Here is an 11,727-nt window from a genome sequence, read left to right as displayed (position 1 = left end):
ACAAATCGGAAAAATTATTTGTAATACAATTATACACTCATTAGTTATGAGGTTTTTGTATGAAGATTTACCAGGCTCAACCACATGATGTGGATACTATCCTTCCCCTGTATCTCGGGTACCGTCGTTTCTACGAGGTTGAAGAAAATGCCTCGCAGGCCAGAGATTTTATTCTCAAGCGCCTTCAGCTTAATGAGTCCGTGATCTTTTACGCCGAGGTTGATGGCAAAGCGGTAGGCTTTACGCAGCTCTATCCTTTATTTTGCTCTCTTGAGATGAAACGTATTTGGTTGCTTTATGACCTTTTCGTTGATGAGTCAGCTCGGAAGCATGGTGTGGCACACAAACTAATCTCACGTGCTGAGCAACTGGCGAAGGAGAGCGATTCGGCATTTATTATGCTTAGTACCGCTACAGATAACATCCGTGCACAGGCGTTGTATGAGCGTAATGGATTTGTGCGAGATACTGAGTTCTTCGTGTATAACAAGTTTCTGAAATAAATGTTCGATGTAGCCATAATAAAGTGGTTAGTTAATGCCTGGCGGGTTAGCTCACTACTTGAGTATGGCGTCAATGTAACTTACCCAGTGGTAGTCGTCTCTTCTAAACTGCCAGACTATACAACTGGATAGCCTTCTACTTTCAATTTTGCCAAAGTTGACAGAGAGAAATGGTAAGGCAGCATGAGAAAACCCGCTTCGGCGGGTTTTCTTTTTTGCACTGGTAAATAGGGGCTTATACGATACACAAAAAATGCCGTCGACAACCGCGCAAAACTTTTCACTCCGTTAGCCATGAAAGTTAAACAAAACTCCCAAACTTTCAATTGTGATAATCTCTTTTGAAAATAGTGGCTTGTAGGGTGATCTTCATCTGCCATCATATCCCTCATACCGTGTAATTTTCACATGTAAGTGATTCAACATTAATTTATACTGTATAAAAACACAGTATATGATTTTGCTTCCGGGAGGTAGGGATGCGCAGTGAGAGTGACGAGTATTACGATCTGGTTAAACGTTCTACAGGTGAAATTGTGGGCAGTATTAGGGCCGCTGGCCGAGCCCTGGTGTACACGGCTAGCGGGATTACTTCTATGCGACCGCTACTTGAGGACGAGGGAATATTTAATCTCAACACAATGACCAGTTTTCTGCATCGCCTCGGCTACCGAGTTATCCCACCTTCTGATAATATGAAATCAACGGCCTGAACAACCGTTAACCTACTGCGCCACGGAGAGAAACCATGGCGCAATTGCACTTAATAAAGCAGTCACAAGGTTTACTGATCCCTGCCACGCAGGAGACCAGCGAATTTCTACAATCAAAATGCAAGCTCGGCGCCGTTCTGGAGGCCGACTTTAAACTTGTCCGTAATCCGGCGTTTCATCGCCGTTACTTTGCTTTACTCAATCTCGGTTTTGAATATTGGGAACCTACCGGCGGGGCGATTTCGTCTAATGAGCGCAGGCTTATCACAGGTTACGCCAAATACCTTGCTGCATATGGCGGGAGTGAATCGGCGTTACTTGATGCCGCCGGGCAATATCTCGACCGAATAGCCGAGAAGCGATCCGGCTATATCAGTATTTGCAAATCTTTCGATGCTTACCGGGCGTGGGTCATCGTTGAAGCCGGCCACTATGACGCCATACAGCTGCCGGACGGCACGCTGAAAAAACACCCTCACAGCATTTCTTTCGCCAGTATGGACGAATGCGAGTTCCAGGAACTGTATAAAGCATCGCTGGATGTTCTCTGGCGGTGGATCCTCTCTCGTTCGTTCAACAGCCTGCAGGAAGCTGAGAACGCCGCCAACCAGCTTTTAAGCTTCGCGGGGGGAGGCCGATGAAACGCTCATGGTTTCACCATCTCGAATGCACAACGCAGCAGGCCGAAGAATTGGTAGCGAGATATCGTCAGCGGGGCGTAAAGGTTGAACGAAGCTTAAACCCTGACTTTATGACATGGACCGTCAGCGCGCAGCTGGTGGAGGACAAAAATCCGCCGCGCCCAGACTCTCGCTGGCGCAACAGGATGTGGGGGTGAGTATGGCGAACCTTCGCAAAGCGGCTCGAGGCCGCGAATGCACAGTGCGGATCCCTGGTTACTGCAACGGCAACCCGGAAACCAGTGTGCTGGCGCATTACCGACTGGCAGGGACGTGCGGTACTGGATGTAAGCCGGACGACACTCAGGGGGCAATTGCCTGCAGTGCTTGCCACGATCTCATCGATGGCAGAAAGAGAACCACCGATTACACACGCGACGAACTGCGCCTGATGCATGCTGAAGGTGTGATCAGAACATTGGCTATATGGAAAAAAGAGGGGTTACTGAAAGCATGAAACTCGAAGCATCCTTAAAACATTTCAGCCCCCAGGGTATGCACATCGGCGAAGATGTGAAAGGCACATCACCTGATCGCCTCAACGGTACGGATGTTATGGCTGGTATTGGTGTGACAAGCAGCAGGGCAAGGTTCGGGCTGGCAGCGTTCTTTGGAAAGACTGGCATTAGTAGGACAGATGAGCAATTGGCCGTCCAGGTGCTAGCGCGGTATGCGATTGAAACTGCACCGAAGAACGTACGCAAAACCGCGGGTAAAGAGCTGGGGCACTGCTGCCTGATTTTGGCGCAGTTTGCTTTTGCGGATTATTCCCGGTCCGCGGAAACAACGGGTGCCTGCCGGGTATGCAATGGCAACGGAAAGATTAAAACCACTACCACGGAACGCAAAGTTTCTAATCCGTGGGGCAAAGCACCATATTGGGCTAAAAAATCCCGTGCTGTCCGTCCTTCCGACTGGGATAAGTGGACTGAAGTAACAGCCAGCATAAGCGCTAAATGTGAAGCCTGTGACGGTAAGGGGAAAATAAATGCTCGCTGCCGCTGTGGTGGTTCTGGCCGGGTTCTGGACCGCAAAGCGACGAAAGAGCAGGGAGCACCGGTATATAAAATCTGTGAACGCTGTTCGGGGAATGGCTTTTCAGCGATGCCGTCTACTGCTGCTTATAAAGCGATTCTGACGCTTATCCCAGACCTGCACATCAGAACATGGACGCGCAACTGGAAACCTTTCTGCGATGCGCTGGTGGACCTATGCTGGAGGGAAGAGAAGAGGGCAGATGAAGAGTTTCAACGAGCAACAGCTGATTGAGTAAATGGGCGCATTATTTTGCATTTTAGGTGCAATGTGCTTGCTTTTGTCCGAAGTTGTCGTGTATATTTTAAATCGTGGAATAAAACGCCTGAACGAAACCATTCATATAAACCCTGCTACTGCAGGGTTTTGTGTTTCTGAAAACAAATGCCTGAAATCGGCTATAAAGTGTGATCTGAATCAAAATGCCATGCGCCAAACTTAAGGAATATTAAGGAACTGTAAATATTCTTTATAAGTGATGGTCTTATGGCGTTAAAAGATATTTTTGTGCGAACCGAACCTCGCAGACGGCATTATGGTGTTGCATTGTTTATCGGGCTTATTTCTGGGGTGGTTTCAGCATTTGTTAAATGGGGTGCTGAAGTACCATTACCACCGCGTAGTCCTGTCGATATGTTTACCAGTGCCTGTGGACCAGAGTCATTAATTCGAGCTGCCGGGCAGATTGATTGCTCCAGAAACTTCCTTAACCCTCCTTATATTTTTCTGCGTGATTGGTTAGGGCTGGCCGATCCAAATGCGGCTGTCTATACCTTCGCCGGACATGTGTTTAACTGGGTAGGCGTAACACATATCATATTCTCCATCGTGTTCGCGGTTGGGTATTGTGTAGTTGCCGAGGTGTTTCCAAAAATTAAGCTGTGGCAGGGTTTGCTTGCTGGTGCACTCGCACAACTGTTTGTCCATATGATTTCGTTTCCGCTTATGGGCCTAACCCCACCGTTGTTCGAACTACCATGGTATGAAAACGTTTCTGAAATATTTGGACACCTGGTGTGGTTCTGGTCCATTGAGATAATTCGCCGGGATCTGAGAAACAGAATTACGCACGAACCGGATGCTGAAGTTTCTCTGAATTCAGCATTCAGATAATCTAAGCTGCGAAGTCATAAACCCGCATAAACTGCGGGTTTTTTATGCCTGTGATTAGTCGCTCTTCGATAGCAATGTATGCAGAGTGTATTGACGCTAGCTACGTTTGCAACATAACGTATTGATGTGGTGAATCCCCCTGTGCGGAGGGGCGACCAGTCAGTTACAGAAACCTGTAAATGCAGCGCGGGCCATGCCGACTGGGGCATGCTCACCGGGAGGCACCCGGCACCACACTGCCACTAAACATATTTAAGATTCATGTTGGGTTTACTGTTTACAGTTACCCTTCTATGTTTAAAGAACGTAACGGTAAAAACAAATGCATCCTGGTAAATCGGTAGCTCGGACAATCAGGCGCGCTCTTACCGTTGCTCCTTGAAATGCCAACTTCAGCCCGCCTCTCTCAGCGGGCTTCTTTTTTTCCTCGTAACAGCTAAAAGAAAAAATCAAAAAAAGCTATACCTTCATCTGGCTGGCGAAGGGGTAAACACTAAGATGTGAATCCTCAGCGCGAGCCATGATGACTGACCGAAGAATTACCTGTCGTTATCTGGCACCCCACATGCAGCATAACCCCTTATGGCCTTCCATTACGGTAGGCCTGCTGTCTTCTGGGGCCCTGCACGTCAAAAGTTCAGTCTGTAGGCCTATACCAGTCTTGGCGGAATTTAGCTAACGGACTCACTTTTCTAATCAAGACGGGCACAACAGTGGATGGTTTACCGATACTATGATTACGTAAAGCCTAAGCTAGAGGGAGTTTGTCTTGAGTGAAAATCTTACTGCAGTGGGGGCACATCAGCGCAGAACCTTTTTGGACTCGGGTGTAACTATGTTCTGATTGGTTGATGCAGTTAGGGCAGGTACATTTGATGAGGTAGTTGCGATTGTTTTTTGAGTTTTTGCGTTGTTGCATATGACATTTCCTGATGAATGGTCCGCAACCATACACTATCCACTGATACATAGCTCGTATTGAATTTCCCAACCACCTCGCACAGGTGGTTTTTTTCTTTCAGGTACCCGGAATCACCATTGATGAGTATTCCTCCCGCCGGTCCTGATCCTTATCAAACTCACAGCACCCCGTTAACCCGGAGGTGAACCTATGGCAAAGCATATGCAAGACAAAGAGAGCATGGCCGGAATCACCTGGCTGGCTCTGCTGATCATTGCTGGTTGGGGCGGCCTTGTCCGATTCCTGATGGATGTAAAGCAGGGCAAAGCAAAATGGAGCTGGATAAATGCTTTTGCGCAGATTGTGGTTTCGGCTTTTACCGGGGTTATTGGTGGGCTCATCAGCATTGAAGGTGGCCTGAGTATTTACATGATATTGGCCACTGCCGGTATCAGTGGTGCTATGGGTTCCGTAGCGCTCACGTATTTCTGGGAACGAATCACCGGAGTGAAAGCATAATGACAGCAGACAAGACTATCGAGGGGATCCTCGGCAAAGAGGGTGGTTATGTCGATCATCCGTCGGATAAAGGCGGGCCGACCCGCTGGGGCATCACGCAGACCACAGCTCGAGCACATGGTTACACCGGTGATATGAGAAACCTGCCCAGGGAAACAGCAAAGCAAATTCTGCTCAGCGATTACTGGACCGGCCCCCGATTCGATCAGGTGGCAAGTTTATCTACGTTACTGGCAGATGAGCTTTGCGACACTGGCGTGAACATGGGGCCATCGGTTGCAAGTAAGTTTTTCCAGCGCTGGCTCACTGCCCTTAACATGCGTGGGAAGTTGTATCCCGATCTGATCCCGGATGGCGCAATTGGCCCCCGAACCATCACTGCGCTTAAGGGATATCTTTCAGCCCGCGGGAGAGAGGGGGAACAGGTTCTGTTACGTGCGCTGAACTGCAGCCAGGGCGCCAGATACCTCGAACTGGCGGAGGGCCGCGAAGCCAACGAGGATTTCCTCTACGGCTGGGTTAAGGAGCGCGTGCTATGAATATGATCATCTTCGCTTTGCTCGTGGTGGTGGCTGTGCTCGTTCTGTTACTGCTGCGCAAATATACCCGGCTGGAGTTCGTTGCCCATGCCAGCCTGCTGCTGAAAACGTGGTCTGTAAAGCTGGGGGCTATCGGTGCGCTGGTTGGCATGTGGGCGCAGTCGTTCCCGGATGCTGCGCTGCACGCCTGGGCGATGCTGCCGCCGGATATCAAAAACATTCTGCCTCCAAACATTGTTGCGTTGATTAGCCCTGCGCTGGTGGTGCTGGCGGTGCTTTCGCAATACGTACGCCAGCCAGCATTGAAAGCTAAGGCCGAAGAACTGAAGGAGCCGCAGCAGTGAGCTTCGAAATTATTGCTGGGCTGGTGGTCGTCATCCTGGGCGCTATAGCTGGCGCGTTCGGTATTGGTCATGCTCGCGGTACCAGTAAGGCAGAAGCCAAAGCCGATCTGCAGCGTACCGAAGAGAATGCCGCCGCCACCGTCGCCGCGGCAGAACGTAAGGCGGAAGTTGTGAAAGGGGCCATTGATGTACAGCAGACTGTTAGCCATATGCCTGATAACAATGTTGATCGGGAGCTGCGCGAGCACTTCACCCGCCCCGGTAGTCGTTGATACGGCGTGCAACTGGGTGAGGGTCATCTACTTGACCGACCACGATATCGACGTGCTGGATATGCAGACCAAGCGCGACATTCTGGCGCACAACAAAGCAGTGCAAGCCAACTGCCGTAGCATTACCTCTGCTCATTGAGTTAAATAAATGGCTTCATCCTTGAGGTCCACGGGTAAGTAAACGCAAGGTCTTTTATGTAATTTATCAGAGATAACACGGTTGGGCGCACTATTTATGGGGTTAGGAGCTCACCTGTGGAAATGGTGATTCCGGTAAATCCTCTCCTGTGTTTTGCTCATTGTGCGAGGGGCAGATACTCATAATCGAATGCCAAAAGGCTTTTATAAGAAAACCATTAAGGCTTGATGAACTCACCTTTGAATAGAACTACTTACGATACATTTCTCATATGTTCGAAGGATATAACATCTCTCAGGTATCCTGCTTCTGGATGCCGGGAATGTGTACCGCTGGTGGGCTGGATTCTTGGAGCCTTTGCCCAGCAGCTTCAGGTGATAAAAAAAACCGTGGAGTAAATCCGACAAATTGACGGGGCGCTGCAGGGGCAGCCAATGTCGGAGTTTAGTCAGATTTCGAGGTGTTTTTCTACTGGTTTTGAGAAAAAATGGATGGTCTGACACTATAGGAAGTGGCTCATCCCTGAGCTCACGGGTAGAACAGTGGACTTTGTCATGGCAGAGCAAAGTCATAAGTTAGTTTAGATAACATTTCGGATATAACAAGCGTAGCGAGTGTATGCTTCATGGATTGTACGTCTGTAACTTTCATAATATTTCTACCATTTCAAAATTAAGATATTAGGTAAAACCTTAGGGAATTTAGAGGGTAAGAGAAGCTGTGAACAAAAAAATCTCCTCGCGAAGCAATGTTTTTCACTTTAACGAAATATATTGTTTGCAATGTGGGTTTTTTAGTTCATCATGTATGCTACATTGAGTTCTTATAAAATGAGCTGCTAATTATGACTGAGTGCAAACTTCCACAACTTCCAGAGTATTATCGATATGGTACTGAACAAATTAACAAGTTGCCTGGGAGTGGGGATGTTTTTCCTCCTGCGGGTAGTATAATAAAGTCAGTAAGTTTAAATGAAGGTGTATTTGTTTGTGTTCCGGTGCAGCGTTATATACACGGCTTGAATATTTGGGTTGTAGTTGAATCTTCTTGGTAATGATTTTTTTGGGGAAGAGTGATTTTTCGTTGGTTTGATGGTTTCTATTTATTATAAATTCGCTGTCGGAATTTAAAATTAGCATCATTGCAATGCTTTCAAACACCGTAGAAGGATTATGATGCTAGTGCAAAATAATATTTATAATAATTCAGAGTCATATGCTATTCTTTTGTTTAGTATGTGGCCTGTCCTTATTGTACTTCTTGTCGTGATATCTTGCGCCTTTTACGGTGTATTGATGCATAAAACTGCAATTTGTTGTTTTCTGTCAGCTATGTTCCTTGGTGTCGCAGGCTGGTTTTATGGATGATCACCATTAGCTCTAATATGAGTCACTTTTTAGTATAAAGTCAGGGTGTCATTACTTTACCTGGCTTGTAGCGTTGGTTCCCTAAAGTTTGACGATAAAAGGCCCTGTTAATACAGGGTCTTTCTGTATGTATTATTTATCAAAGAGGTAAGACATGTCAGAGATCACCGCATCCGAGCAAATCCGCCTGGATATCATCAAGAAAGTGAATTACGACACCGCAGCGGCCAAGCTGGCCATTGACTGGGTAGGCGACAGTTATCTTAAGTCTGAGCTTTTCGCAGACTCCTTTGATCGTGTTTTCACAGAAAGTGAGATTGTCTCGAAGACCCGCAAGGCCATCCAGGAAGCGACCGAAGCGCTGGCGCTGTTTGATACCAGCGCTGAACAGGCAAGCTAAGGCATTACAGCAGGCATTCACGTAGTGCCTGTGATAATGTTAATGCTCCTGTATAAGGGGCAGTTGTATGATGTCATGCAACGAAGCAACCAAGCTATGGAAAGTCCGGGTAATAGTTTTGGAGTGAATGTGACGTTTAGCAGCGGTGGTATAGATGGCTACTTTTTCCTGTTGCTTAGTATGTGGCCAGTGCTAATGGTTTTATTCCTGGGATTGTCTCCTGCATTTTACGGTGTGTTAATGCCTAAAACGGCAATTGCTTGTCTGGTGATCGCTGCAGCCTTTGGCATTGGTGGGTGGTTCTATGGATTGTGATCTAAGTAACATTGGTCAGGTTTTAAGCTGGTCTCTGACCCCCATTATCACAGGCATTCACAGAGTGCCTATGCTAATGACCATCAGACAAATCGTCTTAGCTGACAGTTCAATTAATCACCAATTACCAGTTGCACGGGGTAACTGACATTATTGTCTGTTTATCTCGGTGAATTTTAAAATACTCACTACTCTCATAACGTCTCTGCCTGCCACACCAGAACGGCAGAGGTCAGTTAGCCGTATAGATGAACCTCTCCCGGGTGGCTCCTGAGAGATTCTTTATACGCTAGTTGGTAGTGACCAAAGGCCGCATAATTTTGCGGCCTTTTTCATCTTTGTAAAATTAAAGCCCTCAGGCGGTTAATGATGCTCTGGACCATGGTAGTGATCTCCACCAAGTCCGCTGCCATGTGGACCCGGGGGAAGGATACATCCTGAAAGAGACAGTGCACCACAGATCACAAAAACAGCAAGCATAATTCTTTTCATAATAACTCCTGAACTGAAGAGCCTTAATTCCAAAACATAAAAGTGAATATTTTATGGAGAATCAGTAATTCCTTTTTCTCCCTCACGTTAAATAGGAATAATCCATGGCAAAACCGGACTGGGGCGAGCTTCAGCAACGGTTCCTGTCCGATCATGCCGCAACCGGCGTATCACCGAAGGATTGGTGTGAAGCGCAGGGACTGAATTACGCTACAGCCCGCCGATACATCAAGAAACCCACTGCGCAGACTGCGCAAAAACCAGCGCAGAAGAAACTGCGCACTGCGCAAAAGGGAAAGTGCGCTGAAGAGCTGGTGGATAATGATGGCCTCACCGATCAACAACGTTTATTTGTCGCGGAATACCTGAAGGACAACAACGCCACGCAGGCCGCTATCCGTGCCGGGTACAGCAAGAAGACAGCGAATGAGCAGGGAGCAAGGCTGTTAGCAAAAGTTAGTATTGCGCAGGCCATTGCGCAGCAGCAGAAAGCATCCATTGTGCGCACGCTTGGCAGCGCTGATGAAGTGCTTGAGCAGATGTGGTGCCTGGCAACGTTCGACGCCAACCAGCTATCACAGTATCGCCGCGGGAGTTGTCGTTACTGCTGGGGCTTTGGTCATCAGTATCAATGGCGTGATGCCGTGGAGTACGAAGAGAAGCGACTCGAAGCGCTTGAGCGAAAACGTCGCGAGCCCGTCGATGTTGGTGGCTACGGTTACGACCATAACAGCGCGCCTAACCCGGAATGCCCTCGCTGTAATGGTGATGGCGTCGGCCAGCCATACTTCGCTGATACACGTAAGCTGGCACCGGATGCTGCGCTTGCCTATTCCGGTGTGAAGCTTGGGAAGAATGGCGTTGAGATAACCGCTATCAGCCGCGAGCGCATGTACGAGGCGGTGATGAAACGTCTCGGCCTGGCTGATAGTGAATTCGCCCAGCGTCTGCAGCAGATTGAAATTGAGCGCCGGCAGCTGGAGGTTGAAAAATTACGTAAAGAGCTGGCTGCTGACCCGGAGGATGACGAACCAACGCCAGTTGCAATCAATATCAACGTAGTCGATGCACGAGTGAGGGAAGAGGATGGCGATAGCACCGACGCTTAACATCCCTCAGGCCAAATTCCTTGCGATGCAGTACAAGTTTAAGGCCTACGTCGCCGGCTTCGGTTCTGGCAAGACGTGGGTCGGCTGCGGTGGTATCTGCAAAGGGATGTGGGAACACCCCAAAATCAACCAGGGTTACTTTGCGCCAACGTATCCGCAGATCCGAGACATCTTTTATCCCACTGTTGAGGAGGTAGCCTACGACTGGGGGCTGAATGTCAAAATCAACGAGGGGAACAAAGAGGTTCACTTCTACGCCGGGCGCCAGTATCGCGGAACGACGATCTGCCGCTCAATGGAAAAACCGCAAACCATCGTTGGTTTTAAAATCGGTAATGCGCTGATTGATGAGCTCGACATAATGCCCGCCAAAAAGGCGCAGTTAGCCTGGCGAAAAATCATTGCCCGTATGCGTTACAACGTGGACGGTCTTCGTAACGGGATCGACGTCACCACGACGCCGGAAGGGTTTAAATTCGTTTATCAGCAGTTCGCAAAGGCTGTACGCGATAAGCCTTCGCTCTCAACGCTCTACGGCCTGGTGCAGGCCTCGACGTTCGACAACGAAAAGAATCTGCCGCCGGACTATATCCCGTCGCTGATGGAGTCATACCCGCCGGAGCTGATCAAGGCTTATCTCCGTGGCCAGTTCACCAACCTGACCAGCGGGACGATTTACCATCAGTTTGACCGTAAGCTGAATAACTGCCGGGAGGAAGAACAACCCGGTGAGCCGCTGTATATCGGTATGGATTTCAACGTCGGGAAGATGGCCGGGGTTGTTCATGTGTTACGTCTGGGGCTTCCGTTTGCGGTGAATGAAATTGTGAAGGCTTACGACACCCCTGACATGATCCGCATCATCAAAGAACGGTTCTGGCTGTACGACGGGAACGATTATCGCAAGGTAAGGGAAATCTATATTTACCCGGACGCTTCCGGCGATTCCCGCAAATCCAGCAATGCCAGTGCCACTGATATCGCTCAGCTTAAGCAGGCTGGCTTCAATGTGGTAGTTAATGCATCAAACCCGCCAGTGAAAGACCGCATCAACGCGATGAATGCCATGTTCTGCAATGGTAACGGTGAACGTCGCTACAAAGTGAATGTAAAGCGGTGCCCGGTGTACACCGAGTCGCTTGAGCAACAGGTTTGGGGTGAAAACGGTGAGCCGGATAAAACGGCGGATAACGATCATCCCAACGATGCTGGTGGGTATTTCATTGTGAAGCAATTCCCGATCATTAAACCGACTGGAAAAGTCACCCAACTGCGGATGTAAAACC

General features: G+C 48.6%; 17 protein-coding genes. 15 read left to right on the top strand and 2 right to left on the bottom strand.

The genetic code is table 11. The features are described from left to right. The first annotated feature begins 59 nt into the window (after positions 1-59). Entirely contained in the window at positions 60-503 is a 444-nt protein-coding gene (locus ACLH1U_RS09610; protein ID WP_004179624.1) for a GNAT family N-acetyltransferase, read from the top strand. A 116-nt stretch (positions 504-619) separates the two neighbouring features. Here the strand turns inward: ACLH1U_RS09610 and ACLH1U_RS09605 are convergent, their stop codons facing one another. After that, entirely contained in the window at positions 620-886 is a 267-nt protein-coding gene (locus tag ACLH1U_RS09605; protein WP_142670079.1) for a hypothetical protein, read from the bottom strand. Between the two features lie 365 nt (positions 887-1,251). Between ACLH1U_RS09605 and ACLH1U_RS09600 the strand changes: the two genes are divergently transcribed. From ACLH1U_RS09600 to ACLH1U_RS09580, 5 genes are all read left to right on the top strand, one after another. Then, positions 1,252-1,857 (top strand): DUF1367 family protein, encoded by a 606-nt coding sequence (locus tag ACLH1U_RS09600; protein ID WP_072413049.1) that lies wholly within the window; start codon positions 1,252-1,254, stop codon positions 1,855-1,857. Next, on the top strand, positions 1,854-2,054 hold the full coding sequence (locus ACLH1U_RS09595) for a hypothetical protein (RefSeq protein ID WP_040212056.1): 201 nt from the start codon (positions 1,854-1,856) through the stop codon (positions 2,052-2,054). The genes ACLH1U_RS09600 and ACLH1U_RS09595 overlap by 4 nt, the downstream gene beginning before the upstream one ends. 2 nt (positions 2,055-2,056) lie before the next feature. After that, positions 2,057-2,353 carry a DUF1364 domain-containing protein gene (locus ACLH1U_RS09590; protein WP_072413051.1) on the top strand — a complete coding sequence of 99 codons (297 nt, stop codon included), beginning with the start codon at positions 2,057-2,059 and terminating at the stop codon, positions 2,351-2,353. Further along, positions 2,350-3,165 (top strand): antitermination protein, encoded by an 816-nt coding sequence (locus tag ACLH1U_RS09585; RefSeq protein ID WP_110237552.1) that lies wholly within the window; start codon positions 2,350-2,352, stop codon positions 3,163-3,165. The genes ACLH1U_RS09590 and ACLH1U_RS09585 overlap by 4 nt, the downstream gene beginning before the upstream one ends. A gap of 252 nt (positions 3,166-3,417) precedes the next feature. Continuing rightward, positions 3,418-4,044: a YagU family protein gene (locus ACLH1U_RS09580; protein ID WP_038421387.1), complete on the top strand. Its 627-nt coding sequence runs from the start codon at positions 3,418-3,420 to the stop codon at positions 4,042-4,044. 748 nt (positions 4,045-4,792) lie between these two features. Here ACLH1U_RS09580 and ACLH1U_RS09575 read toward each other — a convergent pair. After that, the gene (locus ACLH1U_RS09575; protein ID WP_004184492.1) at positions 4,793-4,963 is read right to left on the bottom strand and encodes a YnfU family zinc-binding protein; all 171 of its coding nucleotides are present in this window, start codon (positions 4,961-4,963) and stop codon (positions 4,793-4,795) included. 204 nt (positions 4,964-5,167) lie between these two features. On the opposite strand from ACLH1U_RS09575, the gene ACLH1U_RS09570 reads away from it, so the two are divergent. The 9 genes from ACLH1U_RS09570 (at position 5,168) to ACLH1U_RS09530 (ending at position 11,723) form a co-directional block, all read left to right on the top strand. Further along, on the top strand, positions 5,168-5,464 hold the full coding sequence (locus tag ACLH1U_RS09570) for a phage holin family protein (RefSeq protein WP_142670082.1): 297 nt from the start codon (positions 5,168-5,170) through the stop codon (positions 5,462-5,464). After that, entirely contained in the window at positions 5,464-6,003 is a 540-nt protein-coding gene (locus ACLH1U_RS09565; RefSeq protein ID WP_110237553.1) for a glycoside hydrolase family 108 protein, read from the top strand. Before ACLH1U_RS09570 ends, ACLH1U_RS09565 begins: the two co-directional genes overlap by 1 nt. Continuing rightward, complete coding sequence (locus ACLH1U_RS09560) at positions 6,000-6,347, top strand: hypothetical protein (RefSeq protein WP_004206698.1); 348 nt, start codon at positions 6,000-6,002, stop codon at positions 6,345-6,347. Before ACLH1U_RS09565 ends, ACLH1U_RS09560 begins: the two co-directional genes overlap by 4 nt. Further along, positions 6,344-6,619, top strand: coding sequence for a hypothetical protein (locus tag ACLH1U_RS09555; protein WP_004206697.1), 276 nt, complete (start codon positions 6,344-6,346; stop codon positions 6,617-6,619). The genes ACLH1U_RS09560 and ACLH1U_RS09555 overlap by 4 nt, the downstream gene beginning before the upstream one ends. Then, the gene (locus ACLH1U_RS09550; protein ID WP_071787613.1) at positions 6,570-6,758 is read left to right on the top strand and encodes a hypothetical protein; all 189 of its coding nucleotides are present in this window, start codon (positions 6,570-6,572) and stop codon (positions 6,756-6,758) included. Before ACLH1U_RS09555 ends, ACLH1U_RS09550 begins: the two co-directional genes overlap by 50 nt. 1,521 nt (positions 6,759-8,279) lie before the next feature. Next, complete coding sequence (locus ACLH1U_RS09545; RefSeq protein ID WP_040206326.1) at positions 8,280-8,525, top strand: DUF2560 family protein; 246 nt, start codon at positions 8,280-8,282, stop codon at positions 8,523-8,525. A gap of 96 nt (positions 8,526-8,621) precedes the next feature. Then, positions 8,622-8,840, top strand: a complete 219-nt coding sequence (locus ACLH1U_RS09540) for a hypothetical protein (protein ID WP_110228745.1) — start codon at positions 8,622-8,624, stop codon at positions 8,838-8,840. 596 nt (positions 8,841-9,436) lie between these two features. Beyond that, a complete protein-coding gene (locus tag ACLH1U_RS09535) occupies positions 9,437-10,441 on the top strand; it encodes a terminase small subunit (protein ID WP_110237554.1) in 1,005 nt (334 codons plus the stop codon). Further along, complete coding sequence (locus ACLH1U_RS09530) at positions 10,419-11,723, top strand: terminase large subunit domain-containing protein (RefSeq protein ID WP_110237555.1); 1,305 nt, start codon at positions 10,419-10,421, stop codon at positions 11,721-11,723. The genes ACLH1U_RS09535 and ACLH1U_RS09530 overlap by 23 nt, the downstream gene beginning before the upstream one ends. Positions 11,724-11,727 lie beyond the last annotated feature (4 nt).

It is taken from the genome of Klebsiella sp. 1SOBk5mer, from assembly GCF_046603115.1.
In the GTDB taxonomy this organism is placed as follows: Bacteria; Pseudomonadota; Gammaproteobacteria; order Enterobacterales; family Enterobacteriaceae; genus Klebsiella; species Klebsiella quasipneumoniae.
This window is presented reverse-complemented; position numbering and strand designations above follow the sequence as displayed.